Source organism: Streptosporangium sp. NPDC000239 (assembly GCF_040300765.1).
Classification (GTDB): Bacteria; Actinomycetota; Actinomycetes; order Streptosporangiales; family Streptosporangiaceae; genus Streptosporangium.
Window position 1 is genome coordinate 101,223 of the sequence record NZ_JBEPEI010000009.1, and the last position, 18,192, is coordinate 119,414.

Annotated in this window: 14 protein-coding genes; 6 read left to right on the forward strand and 8 right to left on the reverse strand. The window is 69.9% G+C overall.

The genetic code is table 11. The features are described from left to right. Window position 1: 1 nt before the first annotated feature. Window positions 2-493 carry a hypothetical protein gene (locus ABT340_RS22790; RefSeq protein WP_352012808.1) on the reverse strand — a complete coding sequence of 164 codons (492 nt, stop codon included), beginning with the start codon at window positions 491-493 and terminating at the stop codon, window positions 2-4. Between the two features lie 143 nt (window positions 494-636). Here ABT340_RS22790 and ABT340_RS22795 point away from each other — a divergent pair, with 143 nt between their 5' ends. From ABT340_RS22795 to ABT340_RS22805, 3 genes are all read left to right on the forward strand, one after another. Continuing rightward, complete coding sequence (locus tag ABT340_RS22795) at window positions 637-1,095, forward strand: hypothetical protein (protein WP_352012809.1); 459 nt, start codon at window positions 637-639, stop codon at window positions 1,093-1,095. Continuing rightward, window positions 1,068-1,613 carry an RDD family protein gene (locus tag ABT340_RS22800; protein ID WP_352012810.1) on the forward strand — a complete coding sequence of 182 codons (546 nt, stop codon included), beginning with the start codon at window positions 1,068-1,070 and terminating at the stop codon, window positions 1,611-1,613. Before ABT340_RS22795 ends, ABT340_RS22800 begins: the two co-directional genes overlap by 28 nt. Window positions 1,614-1,733: 120 nt before the next feature. Beyond that, window positions 1,734-4,940 (forward strand): ATP-binding protein, encoded by a 3,207-nt coding sequence (locus tag ABT340_RS22805; RefSeq protein ID WP_352012811.1) that lies wholly within the window; start codon window positions 1,734-1,736, stop codon window positions 4,938-4,940. Here ABT340_RS22805 and ABT340_RS22810 read toward each other — a convergent pair. Then, window positions 4,869-5,708, reverse strand: a complete 840-nt coding sequence (locus ABT340_RS22810; RefSeq protein WP_352012812.1) for an ABC transporter permease — start codon at window positions 5,706-5,708, stop codon at window positions 4,869-4,871. The two genes, ABT340_RS22805 and ABT340_RS22810, sit on opposite strands and share 72 nt — an antisense overlap. Further along, window positions 5,705-6,721 carry an ATP-binding cassette domain-containing protein gene (locus ABT340_RS22815; protein WP_352012813.1) on the reverse strand — a complete coding sequence of 339 codons (1,017 nt, stop codon included), beginning with the start codon at window positions 6,719-6,721 and terminating at the stop codon, window positions 5,705-5,707. The genes ABT340_RS22810 and ABT340_RS22815 overlap by 4 nt, the downstream gene beginning before the upstream one ends. Window positions 6,722-7,404: 683 nt before the next feature. Here ABT340_RS22815 and ABT340_RS22820 point away from each other — a divergent pair. Continuing rightward, window positions 7,405-9,939 carry a GDSL-type esterase/lipase family protein gene (locus ABT340_RS22820; protein WP_352012814.1) on the forward strand — a complete coding sequence of 845 codons (2,535 nt, stop codon included), beginning with the start codon at window positions 7,405-7,407 and terminating at the stop codon, window positions 9,937-9,939. A gap of 212 nt (window positions 9,940-10,151) precedes the next feature. Here the strand turns inward: ABT340_RS22820 and ABT340_RS22825 are convergent, their stop codons facing one another. Then, window positions 10,152-10,502, reverse strand: coding sequence for a hypothetical protein (locus ABT340_RS22825; protein ID WP_352012815.1), 351 nt, complete (start codon window positions 10,500-10,502; stop codon window positions 10,152-10,154). A 257-nt stretch (window positions 10,503-10,759) separates the two neighbouring features. On the opposite strand from ABT340_RS22825, the gene ABT340_RS22830 reads away from it, so the two are divergent. Continuing rightward, complete coding sequence (locus ABT340_RS22830) at window positions 10,760-13,846, forward strand: AfsR/SARP family transcriptional regulator (RefSeq protein ID WP_352012816.1); 3,087 nt, start codon at window positions 10,760-10,762, stop codon at window positions 13,844-13,846. 20 nt (window positions 13,847-13,866) lie between these two features. On the opposite strand, the gene ABT340_RS22835 is transcribed toward ABT340_RS22830, so the two are convergent. The 4 genes from ABT340_RS22835 to ABT340_RS22850 all read right to left on the reverse strand — a co-directional run bounded on the left by ABT340_RS22835 (window position 13,867) and on the right by ABT340_RS22850 (window position 17,408). Beyond that, a complete protein-coding gene (locus ABT340_RS22835) occupies window positions 13,867-14,469 on the reverse strand; it encodes a DUF6461 domain-containing protein (RefSeq protein ID WP_352012817.1) in 603 nt (200 codons plus the stop codon). A gap of 59 nt (window positions 14,470-14,528) precedes the next feature. Continuing rightward, window positions 14,529-16,382 carry an asparagine synthase-related protein gene (locus ABT340_RS22840; RefSeq protein ID WP_352012818.1) on the reverse strand — a complete coding sequence of 618 codons (1,854 nt, stop codon included), beginning with the start codon at window positions 16,380-16,382 and terminating at the stop codon, window positions 14,529-14,531. 73 nt (window positions 16,383-16,455) lie between these two features. Further along, complete coding sequence (locus ABT340_RS22845) at window positions 16,456-17,088, reverse strand: hypothetical protein (RefSeq protein ID WP_352012819.1); 633 nt, start codon at window positions 17,086-17,088, stop codon at window positions 16,456-16,458. Next, the gene (locus tag ABT340_RS22850; protein ID WP_352012820.1) at window positions 17,085-17,408 is read right to left on the reverse strand and encodes a PadR family transcriptional regulator; all 324 of its coding nucleotides are present in this window, start codon (window positions 17,406-17,408) and stop codon (window positions 17,085-17,087) included. The genes ABT340_RS22845 and ABT340_RS22850 overlap by 4 nt, the downstream gene beginning before the upstream one ends. Window positions 17,409-17,616: 208 nt before the next feature. On the opposite strand from ABT340_RS22850, the gene ABT340_RS22855 reads away from it, so the two are divergent. Continuing rightward, window positions 17,617-17,778 (forward strand): hypothetical protein, encoded by a 162-nt coding sequence (locus ABT340_RS22855; RefSeq protein WP_352012821.1) that lies wholly within the window; start codon window positions 17,617-17,619, stop codon window positions 17,776-17,778. Window positions 17,779-18,192 lie beyond the last annotated feature (414 nt).

The window sequence follows — 18,192 nt, forward strand, 5'->3', positions numbered from 1 at the left end:
GCTACACCGGCCAGAGCTGCATCCGGTAGAGGTCGACATCGACGACGGTGGCCGGGAAGTCGGGTTCGTCGGTGTTGGACAGGTATCTGGTCAACACCCGGGCCGACCAGGTGCTGTCTCGTCTGCCGGTGTCGAACTCTAGATACTCGTCTCCTTCCTCTCCTACCTCCTCGACGATGCCGATCCGACCGGAGCGCAGGTGAAGCTGTCCTTCCCACATGCGCTCCCAGGAGGGGAGCAGGCCGGGCTCGGCGTCCCAGAGTTCGTAGCGGACATGGATCGGACCACCTCGCTGGTTCGTTCCCCCGGAAGTGACCATGCTGACGATGCTGACCCCGTTGGGACCTGCCCCGATCCTGGGGAGCGTCATCCTCATGCCGTCACCGGGCGAGGGGCTGCCCGTGGGGATGCCGTCCTCCACCTCGGTGATGAGAAAGTCGGAGCCCAGATACATCCGCAGGCTGTCGAGAGCACTCACGAGAAGAACCGCCATGGAGTTCTGCCTTCCTGTGGAAACACCTCGCCGTGAGTTCCAGGGCCGATGACAGCGTAGTGAGACATTTCCACGAAATCTGTGGCGTCCAGGTCTGTCGGTAGGGTGTCGTCTCCCAAGACGAAAGGACCACCTTGCCGCGGATGTCCTGGTCGATGCTGGCGGTGTGGGTGACGGCCGCGGTCGTCGCGGTCTTCCCGACGTGGGAATTGTGGCGCGAACGCCTTGGTTATGAGGAGTTCGTACGGACTTCGGGAGAGCCCGACACGTTTTACAGGGTCGTGTGCCGGTTCGGCAGCGGAACAACGCTGTCCCCGCTCGCCCCGTTGAGCCATGATCTCGAAACGGTCGGTAAGTTTGCCACGGAGCGGGCGGTCGCGGCGCTGGTAGTTCTTCTCGGTCTTCTGCCCTGTCTGAACCGTGGAGATCCCGGAGCGACCGGCCGACGTGTGGCCTGGCTCCTCGTCATGGGCGCGGCCGTCGGAGCTCTCGTCTCGCTGTACGGCTCCAGCGGGATCTGCCGGGAGGAGATCCCGCTTCTCAGCGTCGAGCGGTTGGCGGCGATGACCAACGGGTGGGGACCACCCAGCTGTGCCTTCTGATGGCGGCGGCGCTGATGTTCGCCGCCTCACGGGAGCGTCATCCGGACGGCTCATCGGCGGGGATGGCGTGGCGACGACCGGCCGCGGTCCTGGTCGACTATCTCGTCATCTGTACAGTCTTCAGCTCCGTCGTGGGCCCGATATCCGGGATGGGAGCCGGCTTCCTGAAGCGGGCCGAGGCGTACCCGACGGCACCGGCCGCCCCCGCCGGACTGTTCCTCTTCTTCTGGATCCAGCACGTCCTGTGGGGGCGGACGCCCGGTAAACGGCTGCTGGGGATCCGTGTCGTCGCGACGGGCACACGATCAACGGCCGGGAGGGCGGTGCTTCGGGTGGTGGCCTTTCCGTTGCTCGCCCTCGTGCCCGGTGCCGGGCTGTGGTTACTTCTGGTGGACGGGCTGTGGACGCTCTTCGACGCGGAGGGCCAGGTTCTTCACGATCGGTTGCTGGGCTTCACGGTGATACGTGACCGATCGATCCCGGGAGTAGCCGCCCCAGGGGCCGGTGGTGGTGTTTGAAACCTGGCGTACGCGGCGGGGCCGGCGGTCGAATTTCGTAAATATCGCAGGTCAGCGGCCTTTTTAGGGGGAAATATATGCATTGCTACTGGAAGGCCGATACGCCGTAAGCTGGGGTGCGTGGCTCCGGTGCTGACCCTGCTCGACGGTGTCCGCTGGGAGGGTAGGCCACTGGCGGGCGATCGCGCGCATGCCCTGCTGGCCGTGCTCGTGCTGCACGGGAAGGCCGGGGTCAGCGACGATCACCTGGTCCGGGAGCTGTGGTGGGAGGACCCGCCCGCCAACCCCGTCAAGGCGCTACAGGTCGTGGTCTCCCGTACCCGGTCCGCGACCGGCCCCGACGTCGTGGTGCGTACGGCGCGCGGCTACCGGCTGGGCCTGTCGGCGGACCAGGTCGACGCCCACCTGCTCGCCGACCTCGTGGGGCGGGCGGTCAGGGCGCTGGGCGAGGGGGACACGGCCCTGGCCCGCCGGTGCGCCGAGCAGGCGATCACCCTGGCGGGGAACGGTCGTGAGCCGTCGACCGGCGCGCTGGCCGACCTGCGCGCCGTCGCCGCCGGACACCTGGCCGAGGCCTGCCGGGTGCTTGCCCTCGCGCGGGGCAGGGACGGCGACCACGCGGGCGCGCTTCCCCTGCTTGAGGAGCGCGCGGCCGCCCTTCCGCACGACGAGGAACTGCTGGCCTGCCTGCTGCGCAGTGAGGCGGCGGTGCGCGGTGTCGCCGCGGCGCTGGAACGCTACGAACGCTACCGGGCCGACCTCGCCGACCGGCTCGGCACCGATCCCGGGCCTGAGCTGACGCGGGTGCACGCCGGGCTGCTGGCCGCCGACCGGCCGGTGCGCGAGGGGCTTCGCTACGACGGTTCCTCGCTGCTCGGCCGTGAGGACGACATCCGTACGGTCCACGCCCTGCTGCAGAGCGGCAGGGTCGTCTCCATCGTCGGCCCCGGCGGGCTGGGCAAGACGCGGCTGGCCCACGTGGCGGGCAGGAACGCCGTGCAGCCGGTGGCGCACTTCGTCGAACTGGTCGCCGTGTCCTCTCCCGAGGGCGTGGTGGACGAGGTGGGGTCCGCGCTCGGGGTGCGTGACTCGGTCGTCGGACGGCGGGCGCTGACCCCGCAGCAGCGCGCCGACGTGCGGACCCGCATCGCCGCCCACCTGGACCAGGTGCCCTCCCTGCTCATCCTGGACAACTGCGAGCACGTCGTCGAGGCCGTGGCCGACCTGGTGGCCTTCCTCATCGCCACCACCCGTGACCTGCGGATTCTCACCACCTCACGCGCCCCGCTGGCGATCCCCGCCGAACGGGTCCACCAGCTCGGCGAGCTGGCCACGGGTGACGCGGTCGAGCTGTTCGGCCAGCGGGCCACGGCGGCCCGTCCCGGTGTGCGGCTCGACGAGGAGGTCGTGCGCGAGATCGTCACCCGGCTCGACGGTCTGCCGCTGGCCATCGAGCTGGCCGCGGCCAAGACGCGGATGATGTCGGTCGAGGAGATCAGACGGCGGCTGAACGACCGGTTCGCCCTGCTGCGTGGCGGTAACCGCAGCGCCCCCGACCGGCACCAGACGTTGCTGGCGGTCATCGACTGGTCCTGGAACCTGCTGGGCGAGCGGGAGCGGCGCGCGCTGAGCCGGCTGTCGCTGTTCGGTGACGGCTTCACGTTGGAGACGGCCGAGTACATGCTGGGCGCGGACGCGCTGTACGCCGTGGACGCGCTGGTCGAGCAGTCCCTGCTGAGCGTCAGAGAGACCGCGTACGGTCTGCGCTACCGCATGCTGGAGACGGTCAGGGAGTTCGGCCTGATGCGCCTGGCCGAGGCCGGTGAGGAGGAGCGGGCGCGGGCGGCGCAACGGTCCTGGGCCGTCGAGTACGGCATACGCCATATCGGCTACCTGTTCAGCACCCGCCAGTTCGAGGCCGTGGACGCGCTGCGCGCCGAGGAGGGCAACCTGGCCGACCAGCTGCGCCGGGCACTCGGCGAGGGCGATGCCGGCACGGTGATGCAGCTGATGTCCGCCGTGGGCGCGCTGTGGTCGATCCGCGGCGACCACCCCAGGATCGTCGTGCTGCGTGAGGCGCTGGTCCAGGCGCTCGACGGCTGGGTCCCGCCTCCGGAGCTTGAGGAGGCGACCAGGGCGGCCCTGCTCATCATGCTCATGAACATGATGGGGATGACCGACCGCACGCTGCGTGACCTGCTCGCCCACCTGCCCAAACGGGAAAGTCCCGATCCCCGCCTGGCCGCGATGACGCGGGTGGTGCTGGCCGGCGACTCCCCCGTCGGGGACCAGGTCATCCGGCGACTGACCGAGCTGAGCCTGAGTTCCGACCACGACCTCGCCCTGATGGCGGGGCAGGCGCTGGCCCACGCGCTGGAGAACATCGGAGCGGCGGAGGCCGCGTGCGCGGCGGCGGAGCGGGCTCTGGCCGTGGTGCGGGAGGACGACGGGCCGTGGCAGAAGGCCGTCCTGCGGGCCACACTCGCCCAGCTGACCCTGCAACAGGGGGACCACGAGCAGGCGGTCCGCCACGCCCGTGCCGCCCTTCCCGCCATGATCAGGATCGGTGCCACCGACGACGAGGTGCAACTCCGCGCCGTCATCATCCACAACGCCATCCAGACAGGCGATCTGGAGACGGCCGAGGCCGAGTTCGCCGAGCTGACGCGGATCAGCGAGAGCGAGGCGGTGCAGGGCGAGATGGTGTTCATCCCGATGTGCGCGGCCGAACTGTCCCTCGCCCGCGGCGACACGGCGCACGCCCTGGCCCAGTACCGCCTGGCCGTACAGCGGGCCCGTGACATGCGGCTGACCGCAGGTCTTCCGAGCGGCAGCGAACCGTGGGTGATCGTCATCACCGCCTTCGCGCTGACGGCCCACGCCTACCACGCCGGCCCGTCCGACCTGCGTCACGGCGAGGAACTGTTCGCCGACCGGTCCTTCCTGCTGAACGGGGAGATGCTGAGCGCGCGCAGCCTCTACATCGACTACCCGGTGGTCGGGACGATGCTGTTCGCGCTCGGCGCGTGGGGCCTGCTGTGGGAGGCGCTGCCCGCGCAGGAGGCGATCAGGCTGCTGGTGCTCGCCGAGCGCTTCTCCTACAGCCAGATGATGTCCAGCATGGCCTTCGACCGGATCGAGCCGCACGCGGAGAGGGCCGCGCCCGGTCTGATCTCCGCGATACGGGCGGAGTACGGCGACCGGCGCGGCCCCGAGTTGCTCGACGAGGCCAGGAAGGCGCTGCGCGGCCACGGCTCAGATGTGCCGCTTGTAGGAACGCACCGCCAGCGGCGCGAAGATCAGGATGCAGACCAGGCAGGCCAGTAGCGTCCAGGCCACCTCGCCGCTCACGACACCGTTGTTGGCCAGGTCGCGAGCCGCCGTGACCAGGTGCGAGACCGGGTTGACCCGGACGAAGGCGGCCAGCCAGCCCGGCAGCGTGTCCACCGGCACGAACGCGTTGGACAGGAACGTCAGCGGGAACATGATCATCATCGAGATGCCCTGCACCGCCTGGGCGCTGCGCGCGATGGTGCCGACCCAGGTGAAGGCCCACGCCAGCGACCAGCCCGTGACGATCGACAGCGCGATCGCGCCGAGCGTCCCGAACACGCCGCCGCCCGGCCGGTAGCCCATGAGGATGCCCATGCCGAAGGTCAGCCCCGAGGCGATCGTGTAACGCACCAGGTCGGCGACCATCGGTCCGGCCAGGGGCGCGATGCGGGCGATCGGCAGCGACTTGAACCGGTCGAAGACGCCCTTCTCCATGTCCTCACGGAGCTGGGTGCCGGTCGCCATACAGGTGGTCAGCACGGTCTGGGCGAGGATGCCGGGAATCATGAGCGGCAGGTAGTTGCCCACGTTCCCGGCGATGGCGCCGCCGAAGATGTAGGCGAACATCGCCGTGAACAGGATGGGCTGCATCGTCACGTCGATGAACTGCTCGGGGTTGCGGAACATCTTCTTCACCGCCCGCCAGGCCATCATCATGGTCTGGCTGAGCGTCTCGCCGACCGAGACGCGCCGCCGCGCGGACGCCACCCGGTCGGCGGCCCGTACAGGCTGGCGAGTGGCCGGTGCGGTCAGGGTGCTCATCGGTTCTCTCCGTCGTTGTCGTTCTTCTCGTCGGCCTCGTGACCGGTGAGGGCCAGGAACACCTCGTCCAGGCTGGGCTTGTCCACGCTCACCGACGCTACGGACACCCCCGCGGTGCGTAGCGCGATCAGCACGTCGGCGGCCAGGTCCGCCTGGCCGAGCGGGGCGGTGAGCCGTCCCTGCTCCGGGCTGAGCACGGGCTCGACGCCGACCACACGGCGCACGATGTCCGAGGCCTGCCGCATCTCACCGGGTACGGCGAGCACGACCTGCAGGGCGGAGTCGCCGACCGTGGTCTTCAGCTCGTCCGGGGTGCCCTCGGCCACCTTCCTGCCGTGGTCGATGACGGCGATCCGGTCGGCGAGCTGGTCGGCCTCGTCGAGGTACTGGGTGGTCAGCAGGACGGTGCAGCCGTCGGCGACCAGGTCGCGGATGGTGTCCCACATCTGTCCGCGCGTACGGGGGTCGAGTCCGGTGGTCGGCTCGTCCAGGAAGATCAACGGCGGCCTGGTGATCAGGCTGGCGGCCAGGTCGAGCCGCCGCCGCATGCCCCCGGAGAACTGCGCGATCGGCTTGTTGGCGGCCTCCTCAAGCCCGAACCGCCCCAGCAGGTCGGTGGAGATCCGCTTCGCGTCCGCGGAGCCGATGCCCTGCAGCCGCCCGAACAGCCACAGGTTCTCCCGCGCGGTCAGGTTCTCGTCGACCGACGCGTACTGGCCGGTGACCCCGACCAGCTGCCTGATCACGTGCGGGTTGTCGGCCACGTCGACGCCGAAGATCTCGGCGCGTCCGGCGTCGATCTTCAGCAGCGTCGCCAGCATCCGCATCGTCGTGGTCTTGCCCGCGCCGTTGGGGCCGAGGACCCCGAAGACCTCGCCGGGCCGTACGTCCAGGTCGATCCCGTCGACGGCGCGGTACGTGCCGAACGTCTTGACCAGTCCTTCGGCCCGGACGGCGCTCACCGCCGTCTCGGCACCGGACCTCGTCTGTCTTGTCTCTTGAGTGATGCTCATGGACACAGGTTCGACGACCCGGGTTTCACCGCACCTTCGCCCCGGTTTCGCGGCGCCTCCTGGGTGAAACCCGAGGCGTTCAGGCGTTTGCAGAAACCGTCAACACATTCTGCGGAAACCGTCAACGACATTCCGCCGGAGAATCAACAGACTGGCTTCGGCCTTTCGTTCGGAAAGGAGAGAAGCAGAGTCCGTGCCAGGGGTCGCCGTTTCTCCGGCGAACGTCCCCCTTCGATCCGTACCGCGTGCCCGCGCGCAGACGAGGCACGTCCGGACCTGCGGGAACAGGGGACCGCGGTAGCGCGAGCCGTACCTCACATGGGCAGCAGGCGAGATCGATCCGGGTACGGCTGTCGCGACATGCTTGCCGGTGCGGTGTCCGATTCCGTCCAGGAGTGCCTCCCGCCGGGAGGCAGCCGTGCCGCACCCAAGCCCGTACAGGTCCGCTGGTCTGGCCGGGAGAGCCGACGCGCCCGCGTTCGCGACCGTGACCGCTCTGTCATGACACGCCGGTTCGCCGAGTCGGGCGCGACCGGAACGCCTTTTAGGAGAGCTTCTTGAGAAAGTCGTTATATACCGCGCCGGTCGCACGGCTGCGTTTGCCGGGTCCACCGTCGGCCTCGAATGTGGGAGCCGGCCGCTGCCGAGGCTGGTGGAGCCGGATCGCCGCGGTTGTGGTCTCCGTGACGCTGGTCCTGGCCGGCGCCGTCACGCCCGCGCAAGCGGGTGCACCGCTCCGGCCGTCCTCGTGCGAGGGCGCCGACCGCGCCGCCGCCCGGCTGGGGGGCATCGGGCCCGCCGGCGTCGGCCAGGCCTCGGCGATACGCCTGATGTGCGCGGGTGAGGCCCCTGCGCGCCTCGCCGCGTTGGCGGAGGACGCCGACGACGTGGTGATGAGCTTCGAGGTCTCGCAGGTCGACCGTGGTCCCCTCCAGGCCGAGGTGGACAAGATCCACAGAGCACAGGCGACGGGTCAGTCGCTGAGCGATCACATGATCACGCTCCTGAAGTCGTACGAGGTGGGCGTTTACCCGGACGCATGGGAAGGCGTCGGGTTCGAAGGCTCCATCCAGGTGATCGACACCGGGGTGGCCATCGTGATACCGGCCGACCAGGTCGGCCCGAACGCGAACTGGTGGCAGAAGTTCCTCTCCGCCACTGTGGGGACGGGCGCGATGATCCTGACCTCGGCGTTGTGCCTGGGAGCCTTCAATGTCGGCGCCCCGGCGGCCGCGCCGTTCTGCGGAGCCCTCGGCGGATTCGTGGGGGGCATGATCGGGGAGTTGTTGAACGCCTATTTCGACAACAGGCCGTTCACCGACCCGGCGGTCTGGACGGAGGCGTTGGCGGTGGGCATCCACGGAGCCATCACCGGCGCCGTGCTGGGCAAGGCGCTCGCGGTGATGGAGACGGGGGCCAACCCCCTGCTCCAGAAGATCGCGCAGGGCGTGAAGAACCTGGCGGCGAAGTTCACCGCGTTCCGGAGCCCGCTTGAGTTCGTGGCCCAATATCTTGAGGGCCTCGCTCCAGCCCTTCTCGCGAATCTCCACAGGCTCCGCAACGGCATCGGATCCGCGAGCCTGCGTCCGATGGCACTCGGGTCGTCCAGCACTTACGGGGAAGGCAGTTCGGACGGGAACGGTTACCGCGACACCGCCGATCAGGGGTTCAACGATCTCGCGGAGCGCAGGGCACAGCCCGCCGGTACCGAGGTCAGTGACGACGTCACCCCCTGGGTGGACTGGGTGGGCTCGGTCCGGGTGGGGACGATGGAGGACCGGGAGGTCGAGGGCTGGCGTGGGTACACGATCGACCTGATCGCCGGGAAGGCCCAGTGCGCGGTCAAGGTGTTCAAGCCCAACGTCATCACGCTCATCGCCGGCGGCAACGATGTCCTCTACGACATCCAGATGGACGGTGCGATCGGGCGGCTCCAAAGACTGGTCGAGCAGATCGCCGGTGACTCTCCGAGGGCCGTCGTCCTGGTGGCGGGGATGCAGCCCTTGAACTCCCCGAAATTTCCCGGCGCCAACGCGCGGGGTGAGGCGTTCACCGCCCAGATCCCCGCCATGGTCGATCTGCTGGTGAAACGCGGCCTGCGTGTGGTGTACACCGACACCACCGGATTGGAGCTCTCCGACATCGGCACCGATGGCATTCACCCCACTGACCAGGGCTACGAGAAGATCGGCACGGCGTTCGTGAAGGCGGCCGGTCAGGCGAGTGACAGAGGTTGGCTCCGGCCGCCGGCCGAGCAGGATCCCGGCCAGGTGTCCGACGCCTGTGGCGGCCCGAGGGACGACGGTACCGGCACCGGTGACAACAGCTCCAAGCTCGGCCCGAACTGGGAGGACCGCGGGGTCATCCAGGACCAGCAGTACCCCTCCTCCAGCCGGTTCTGGATGGTCGACATCAACAAGGACCGCAAGGCCGAGTTCGTCGCGGTCGACGAGAAGCAGAACTTCCGGTTCTGGTGGAACAGCGGGCCCTCCGGCAAGAACTGGATGCCCTTCGTCGAAGGCCAGAACTCCTACGAACCCGGCGCCGGGGCGGTGGGCAACATGCTGCGTTTCGGTGACGTCGACGGTGACGGGTTCCCCGACTGCATGGTGGTCTGGCTGACCGGCAAGGTGGAGGTCTCCACCTGGAAGGCCGACAACCCCTCCGGGCAGCGCATGTGCATGAACAAGTACAACGGCATGGCCAGTGTCTTCGACGAGGGGTCGCAGGGTGAGATCCTGAACATCGACCCGGCCACGAAGATCCGGTTCGCCGACGTCACCGGGGGCGGCCGGGACGACTACCTGCTGATCAAACCGGACGGCACGACGACCGCCGCGTACAACAGGGACTTCCAGAACAAGGACGGCCGCAAGTGGCTGGACTGGACCGCTCCCCAGCAGATCAGTGGCGCCCTGGCCAACCCCCGGGAGATCCGCTACGCCGACATCAACGGTGACAAGCGGGCCGACCGCATCCTGATCACCCTCAAGGGCGGCGCCCGCGCCTGGATCAACGAGGGAGCCAAGGGCGCGGGCGGCACCTACCGCGACATCGGCAGGATCGCCGGGGACGGCGACCTGCCGCCCAAGGACATCCAGTTCGCCGACATCGACGGGGACGGCAAGGCCGACTTCCTGCGCATCGGCTGGACCGGTGTCACCCACGCCTGGCTCAACAAAATCCCCGCCGACTACTTCGACACCTTCCACCCCTGAATGAAGACTCTGGGGTGCCCGATGCGCCGGTCACACCATCGGGCACCCCAGACCCGCGGTCACCGCTGTGAAACGGGCCCGGAACAGGAGTGCGAGAAGCCGTACGGTGGGCCTGGGAATGGCCAGTCAAAGATTCCTCGGAGGAGGTCAGCCGGAACGCCCCCGTCCAGCCGGCCGTTCTCTTCAGCTCTTGTGAGCGACGTATATCGCGTTCAGCACCTGCTGGAAGAACTCGCGTAGTAGACACTCCGGCCGGTCGGCTCGGGCCAGGTGGCGTAGGAGACGGTCTTCGTCGACCGTCCGGGGACGGCGTGCGGCCCGGAGTCCTGGTTCCAGACCTTGTCGATGCAGACGTAGCGCGTGGAGGAGCACTCGTTGGAGAGGTCCACCCTCCTGGCGTACCCGACGTCGTAGAAGTGGTGCTGAACCGCGCAGGCGGCCTTGTTCACAGAGGACGTCTGCAGGCCGGCACCGGCGGAACTGGCGTTGGAAGGGGTGGCGAAGACGGACAGGGCGAGCGTGCCGACCGCCACGGCGAACGCGAACTTTGTCGTGGTGTTCAATTTCTCGGCTTTCTCTGTAGGGAGTTCAGGTTCGCGGTCGACCGTTTCGCGCAGCCCACCGTTTCGGCCTGAGATTCGTTCCGACCCTACGAACGCCCGCTTTTGTTTCGCTATCGACCCGATATGACGGCGACGCCGAAAAAGCGGTCGCGCCTTTCGGGGAACGATCCCTTTTCGTTCCGGTAACGGCCCCCGCGTGAAACGACCACGGTTTCTCTCCGGACGGACGGGACGCCCGCCCTCGCTATCGTGATCACATGGGGCCTGACGTACGGTTCAACATCCTGGGGCGGCTCGAAGCGACGGTCGACGGCAGGCCGGTGCGGCTGGGCGGTCCGCGGGCCCGGGCCGTACTGTCCATGCTGGTCGTCGGCCACGGCCAGGTGCTCAGCATCGACCGGTTGGCCACCGCCTGGGGGCGGCACCCGCCGGCGACCGTACGCAACCAGGTCATGATCGCGGTGGCGGCCCTGCGCAGGGAACTACGCGGGATGGGCGCCGGACCGGAGATCATCAGGACGGAGGGGTCCGGCTACCGGCTGGCTGGTGGCCTGGTGGACACGCACCAGGCGGAGCGGTGCATCGATCGGGGCAGGCAGGCGGCTCGGGCCGGACGACAGGCCGAGGCCGCCGACCTGCTGGGGCAGGCCCTGACACTGTGGCGCGGCCCGGTGCTCGCCGACCTGGAACTGGAGGAACTGGCGGCCTTCGCCGGACGGTGGGAGGAACTGCGCCTGAGCGTCCTTGAGGAGCGGGCCGAACTGGGCCTGGCCCTCGGCCGGCATCGCGACCTGGTCGGTGAGCTGTCCGAACTGCTCGCCGAGCATCCGCTGAGGGAACATCTGCGGGCACTGCTCATGACGGCGCTGCACGGCTCCGGGCGGCGGTCCGACGCGCTGGAGGTGTACCGCGAGGGGCGAACCCTGCTCGCGGACGAACTCGGCCTCGACCCCGGGCCCGAGCTGCGCCGGTTGGAGGCGACCGTCCTCGCCGACGCCCCCGACCCCGAGCCGTTCCACGGACGCGAGGAGGCGAGGCAGGTGCCCGCCGAGCTACCCGCCGACGTGACCGGCTTCGTGGGGCGTGAACACGACCTGGCTCTGCTGCGCCGGAATGCCCTCGCCGTGGACGCCCCCTCCATCGCGACCGTCACCGGCGCGGCCGGCGCGGGCAAGACCGCCCTGGCCGTACGGTTCGGCCATCTCGTGGCCGAGGAGTTCCCCGACGGCCGGCTCTACGTGAACCTGCGCGGGCACGCGGCCCGCCCGCCCATGTCGCCGCTGGAGGCCCTCGTGCGGATGCTCGGTTCGCTCGGGATACCTCCGGAGCGGATCCCCGAGCAGGAGGAGGCCGCGGCCGGTCTGTACCGCTCGCGCCTGTCGGGCCGCCGGATGCTGGTGCTGCTCGACGACGCGCGGACGGCCGAACAGGTACGGCCCCTGTTACCCGGCGATCCCGGTTGCCTGGTCGTCGTCACCAGCCGCAACGCGCTCGCCGGGCTGACCGTCTCCCACGGCGCCTGGAACCTGTCACTCGGCGTGCTCGACCGGGACAACAGCGCCCGGCTGCTGGCCTCCATGGTCGGGGAACAACGGTTGTCGGCGGAGCCGGAGGCGGCCGAGCGGATCGTACGGCTGTGCGGAGGACTCCCGCTGGCCCTGCGTGTGGCCGCCGCGACGCTGGCGACGCGTCCGCGAAGGTCGCTGGGCGAGTACGCCGCCGCGTTGTCCGCGCGAGGGCTGGACCTGCTGCGGATCGACGGCGACGTGGCGGTCCGGGCGGCGTTCGAGCTGTCGTACACGGGCCTGCCGGAGGCGGAGCGGCGCCTGTTCAGGCTGCTGGGGCTGGTCCAGGGGCCCGACGTCACCGCGTCGGCCGTCGCCTCCCTGGCCGACATCGAGATCGCCGAGGCCGAACGGCTCCTGGACCGCCTCGCCGCCGCCCACCTGATCGAGGAGTACCGGCCGTACCGGTACACCTGTCACGACCTGCTCCGGCAGTACGCGGGAGAGCTCACACTCCGCGACGACGACCCCGCGACCGGCGTCCGGGCCCTCGAACGCCTCGGCGACCGGTACCTGGCCGAGGCCGTCGCGGCGGCGGAGAGCGCCTATCCCTCGATCACCCGCCTGCCGCTCCCCGTCCCGTCCGGGCTCGGGCCCCGCGCCGAGGCGATGGCCTGGTTCAGCGCCGAGCAGGCCAACCTCGTCGCCTTCGCCCTGCACGCCGCCGGTGCCGTCGACCCCTCCTCCGCCACCCGCAGGCCTCCGGTCACCGGCCCCAGACGACACGCCTGGCTGATCGCCGACGCCCTGCGTGGCCACCTCGTCCACCACACCGCCACCAGCCTGGCCGACATCGTGGCGATCGCCGACGCCGCGACACACGCGGCCACCGTCGAGGACGACCCGCTCGGCCTGGCGGCGGCGCACCTCTGCGCGGGCACGGCCGCTCTGTGCCGCGCCGACTACTCCGCCGCCCACGCCGCCTGTGAGCTGGCCATTCGGTACAGCGAGCACGCGGGCTGGTCCGCGGGCGCCGCCGCCGCGCACAACAACGCCGCCACCGCCTGTCATGACCTGGGCAGGCTGCGCCAGGCCATCGACCACCTCGTCAGGTCCGTCGAGCTCAACCGCGAGATCGGCGACACCTACGGCGAGGCCCGCGCCATGGGCAACCTGGGTACCGTGCACCTGGAATGCGGCGACCTGGAGGAGGCGGAACGGCACCTGCGCGACGCCCTCGCCCTCCACCGTCACCTGCGCGGCAGCGAGCTGAGCCACTCCCTCAACGAGCTCGCGACCGTCCGGCGTCTCAGCGGCGACCTGGACGAGGCGCTGGCCCTCGCCACCGAGGCGCTCGGCCACGACCGCGAGAGCGGCCTGCACGTGCCCGAGGCCAAGAGCCTGACCACGCTGGCGGAGATCCACCGTGACCGCGGCCGTCTCGACCTCGCCCTTGAGGCCGTGGTCTCGGCCGGTGAGCGCGCGGAGGGCGCGCGCCACGTTTACGCCATGTGCCGCGCCACGCACGTCCTCGGCACCGTCCAGGCGATGACCGGACAGCACGGCGAGGCTCTCGACGCCCACCAGCGAGCACTCACGTACGCCGTCACGGCGGGCATGGTGCACCTGCAGGTCAGGCCGCTGCTCGGCCTCGCCCGCGCGCACGCCGACCTGGGCACGCACGACCGCGCGATCCGGTACGCCCGTCAAGCTCTGGACCAGGCGTCCTCGACGGGCTACCTCCTGCTGGAGGACCTGGCGCTGTCACTCCTGGCCGACCTCGAAGGGAAGCCACGGCCGGCACGCTACGAGGAGGACGGGCACCGTACCCGGCGGTGACGCGGCGCGAGGGCCTACGGTCACCGCTGCGAGGCGGGCCTGAAACAGGAATGCGGGGCGTCGAACCAGTCGGCGGCGATGTCCGTTCCCGTCAGCCGTCCGATGAGCGTCAGCGTCGAGCTGATGCTCTCGTCCTCTTCCACGAGGTCCTCGGGGCCTCCCGGGGTCGCGGGGTCGTACGGGTCGTTGAGCTGGAAACGCAGCCCCTCCATCAGATGGTCGAGCGCGTGCGGGTCGTCACCGGACCTCTCGTCGGGCGACAGGGGGTCGAAGGAGACGACCATGCGTCCGTCGCGGGCGTACGCGAACCGCTCGGTGTGGTTGACGTCCATGGTGAGGCCGACGGCCTGCCCGCCGTTGGCGCTGAGAGGCGGCAAAGACCGGTCGTCGTAGGTTCCGGGCACGACGCAGAGCCAGTCTCCGACCTCGGCGACCCAGACGGAACCGTCGTCGATGCTGCGGTCGAGGATCTCGCTCAGACGGCAGGGCGTGCGGGTGCTCGGGTCCAGGGAGAACTTCGCCGTGATGGCCGCGGTGTCCATTCCCTGAACCCATGTGGCACCGAATCCCAGCGCCCACAGGTCCATGTCGTGGTCGAGTCCCTCGGTGAACACGGTCGACACGAGGAGCCGATAGAGACGTGTTTCCTGCCGAAGACGCATGGGGGAAGTCAACCATTCGATCAACGCGGAACGGGGATGCGCAGGGAAGGCAGGTCAGGGGGGTCGGGGGTGGCGAAGGCGTCGGTGAGCATCGTGGAGACGGTGTAGAGGTGCCACAGGACGTCCATCCGGGAGTCCGGCAGCCGTGCCACCTGGGCCGCGTCCACGACGTGTGCCAGCCCGTCCGCCCGCAGTTCCCCGCGGTCGTCGATCACGGCCGCGCGCAGCAGGCCGGTCAGCTCGGCCGAGGGCTCGGTCCGCCAGTTCCAGGGCTTCCCCGCGGAAGCCGCGGAGGCTTTCAGGAAACCGGCAGAGGAACCGGCAGAAGGGCCGGGACGCAGGGACAGGCCGCGTGAGCGGAGCCGGTCCCACAGGCTCGGGCGGCTCTCCTCGGTGAACCGCCACGGACGCCCCTCGACGGGCACGTCCCGCAGCGAGGGCGCGAAGGCGTTGATCACCCCGTGGATGAGCGCCTCCGAGCGTCGCCACAGCGGGTCGATCCCGAGCGCGGTCCTGACGACCAGGTTGTCGAGGAACGGCGGGACCGGGTTCTGGCCGCGCAGCAACGACGCCCGCGAGGCGGCGTGCCAGCGGCCCACACGGTGCGCCAGATACAGCCGGTCCAGGGCGCCGGGGCCGTCCAGGTCCCGCCAGGGGGAGGCCAGGGCCTGGGCGTGCTGTCTGCCCTGGTCGGTCAGCAGGTCGGCGTTCCTGCTGAAGAGGCCGTCGATCCGCCGCCTGACGGCCTTGGCGTCCAGACCGGCCTGGTTGTGCAGGAACCCGCCCCGCAGGACCTCCCCGCCGTGCCCGGACATCCGTGGCGTGGGGTCGAACCGTACGCCGGCCGGGATGTTCTCGTAGACCGAGATCATGCCCTCGCAGGCGAACAGGACGTTGTGGCCGCGAACGTGGGGATGGGGGACGACCAGCTCCGTGCCGTCGTCGGACCGTTTCGGCCGGGCGACGCTGTGCCGTACGCCGAGGGCCCGCGCGACACGTTCGGCGAGCACCACGTCGGGGCTGTCGTCATGTCCGGAGGTGGCCGTCACGAACGGGATGCCGGCCCTGTGCAGCAGCGCGGCGAGAAGACGGCTGTCACGGCCGCCGGTGAGCGACAGCCGTACCGGCTCGGTGGTGTGGCGCAGCGGCCGTACGGCGGTGAGCAGCGCGTCGGCGAGTTCGTCGACCTGGGCGCGTGCCGCGCGTCGGGAGGCGGGGGCCTCGCGGGCCTCGGGGAGCGGGGTCTCGGTGACGGTACGGCGCCCGCCCTCGATCCTGATCTCGGCGGCCGGGGGCAGCGCGCCGACCCCGTGGAACGGCGTCTCGTCGGACAGGAAGTAGCCCGCCCGCACCATCGACTCAAGGGCGGCCAGGTCCCAGACGATCGCGGGGCGGCTCGACGACGTCTCGGCGGCCCTGGCGACGAGGTGCACGAGCAGCGCGCGGCTGCCGATGACGTGGACGTCCGGGGTCTCGGCGTGGAAGACGGGACAGGCCCGGGTGAGCCCGGTGGCGGCGCTCACCTCCGTCCCGGCGACCCGGAAGATCGAGAAGACACCACCGGTGCGGGTGACGGCCTCGCCGAGCCGGGGTACGGCGAGCAGCCGGTCCACCTCGGACGGTTCGGCCAGGTGCCCGGTGAGGGCCGCGACCCGGCCGCCACCGGAGCACATGATCGGCGACCCGTGCCCCTCGGGCTCGTTCGACCAGGACAGCAGCGCCGTGTCACCGGTGGCCGAGTGCCACTCCTCCGAGGCCAGGGTCGAGGCGGGCACCGGGAAGGCACGGGCGATCCCCCGGCGTGCCGCGTCGAGGACCACGGGCGGCAGCGGGACGCCCGTACGTCTGGCGACGATCATCAGATGGACACGCAAGGCGACCTCCCGGACATCGGTGATCCACATCCCTGTTCCGCCGATGCCCGGGTTCGCCTTCACGCAGGACGGGTCAGTCGCGCTTCCTGGGGATGTTCCAGCGGCGGCGAAGGTGCTCGACGCCCAGGTGGAAGGCGACGATGGTGGGCAGCGTGTAGAAGGCCGAACCCCAGCCCTGGGCGAGGTGGACGTTGACCGCGGCGAAGGCCAGCACCGAACCCAGGGGCCACCAGGTGCGGTGGTTGGAGGCGAGCACCCAGCACGCGGCCCTCAGCAGCAGGGTGCCGAGGTCGTACAGCCTCATCAGCAGGGCGGCGCGGACCAGGCCGAGGCCGTACCGGACGGGGTTCGGGGAGGCCTCGACGGCGGCCTGCCAGTCTTCGGCCTGCCACCGCCGGGCGCGGCCACCGACGCGCAGGGCGAGGCGTAGCGCGAGGAGGCCGCGTGTCCTGTTCCGGAAGGCCGGACTGTCGAGGACGTTGACCGAGACGATGGAGCCACCGACGAACAGGGCCATCCCGGCGAAGGACAGACTGCCTGACAGGTCGCCGCTGTCCAGCCAGACGTAGACGCTGAAGGCGAGGAGAAGAAGGGTGGCGGCGACGGCGATGCCGATGATCATGAGACGTTCGTGGTCGCTGATCTCGGCGGACGCCGAGTCGTCGGAGTCGAACCAGCCCGCCGTGCCGACCGGGTCGTCGATCACCGTCCGGCCCTCCTCGGACTCCAGGACCACAGCGAGGTACGGCCCCGCCGAAGGGCGGCGTACTCCTGGCGGCCGGTGCCGGACAGGGTGTAGAGACGGCGCCGGGGCCGGCCCTCGGGGACATCCGCCTCCCAGGAGCCGGTGATCCACCCGGCCTTCTCCAGCCGTTCGAGAAAGGGATAGACCGTGCCGGGGCCGAGCCCGGTCTCCTCGGTGACGCGGTATCCCCACAGCGGGTCGTCGGGATCGGTGGCCAGGAACAGATCAAGGACAAGTCGTGTGGTGGTGGTCAATCGGATCTTCGGTGGCGGATCGATCATCGGGCACCCCCATATTGATGACAATACGTCCGCTGTGTCCCGGACGTGGAGAACGTCCAGGGCCGGGAACAGACCGCGAAGGATTTGTCAGCGAGAGATCGGCAGAAGACCGTTCCCGTCACCTCACGTCGTCCCCGGACGTAGTTGGACTGGGGGACACGCACTCGGTGCGGTAGCCGTAGAGCCACGCGTCCGCCTGCGGGCTGGGATGTTCGACGCGGTAGGAGAAGGCGTACCGGCCGTCTCCGCCACTGCGGTGCTACCAGGCGGTTCCACCCGTTCCGGCGTGTTCACCGCCGACGACGAACCGGTGATGCTCTCCACAAGCTGGGAACCCTTCGCCCTGGTCAAGGGGACGCCCATCGGCTGACATCGTGATCCCCGTGGACCGGTGCCAGGTGAGCTACGGCGCAGCGATCGACGAAACACCGCAGACCTGAGACATCCCACGGCGCGTTCACCGGTGCCCTCTTGTCCAAGGGCTTCCTGGGCTTCCTGGGCTCCTGGGGCCCTGCCGTACGTCCACATTCACCTGTTCGCCTGTGGACAACGGTGTCGGTCGAGCGACACGGGAGCGATCGGCGGTACGGCTCCGGGGTCGCCGCTCTGGCCGGTTCGTGGGGCGCCCGGCGGTCCGGGGCGCAGGCCGTCGCCGTCGGGAACGGAGGCTGAATGACGGCCCATCTGAATGGCCGCCCTGACGTCCCGGCACAACGGTAATCGCATGCGGCACGTTGTCGGCGAATAGGTGAATTGGCGGGGAAATCCGGTTCGGGGTTTCTCG

Coding starts and splice junctions, on each gene's coding strand:
- ABT340_RS22790 (WP_352012808.1), bottom strand. CDS start 493: ATGGCGGTTCTTCTCGTGAGTGCTCTCGACAGCCTGCGGATGTATCTG.
- ABT340_RS22795 (WP_352012809.1), top strand. CDS start 637: ATGTCCTGGTCGATGCTGGCGGTGTGGGTGACGGCCGCGGTCGTCGCG.
- ABT340_RS22810 (WP_352012812.1), bottom strand. CDS start 5,708: ATGAGCACCCTGACCGCACCGGCCACTCGCCAGCCTGTACGGGCCGCC.
- ABT340_RS22815 (WP_352012813.1), bottom strand. CDS start 6,721: ATGAGCATCACTCAAGAGACAAGACAGACGAGGTCCGGTGCCGAGACG.
- ABT340_RS22830 (WP_352012816.1), top strand. CDS start 10,760: ATGGGGCCTGACGTACGGTTCAACATCCTGGGGCGGCTCGAAGCGACG.
- ABT340_RS22850 (WP_352012820.1), bottom strand. CDS start 17,408: ATGATCGATCCGCCACCGAAGATCCGATTGACCACCACCACACGACTT.
- ABT340_RS22855 (WP_352012821.1), top strand. CDS start 17,617: ATGTTCGACGCGGTAGGAGAAGGCGTACCGGCCGTCTCCGCCACTGCG.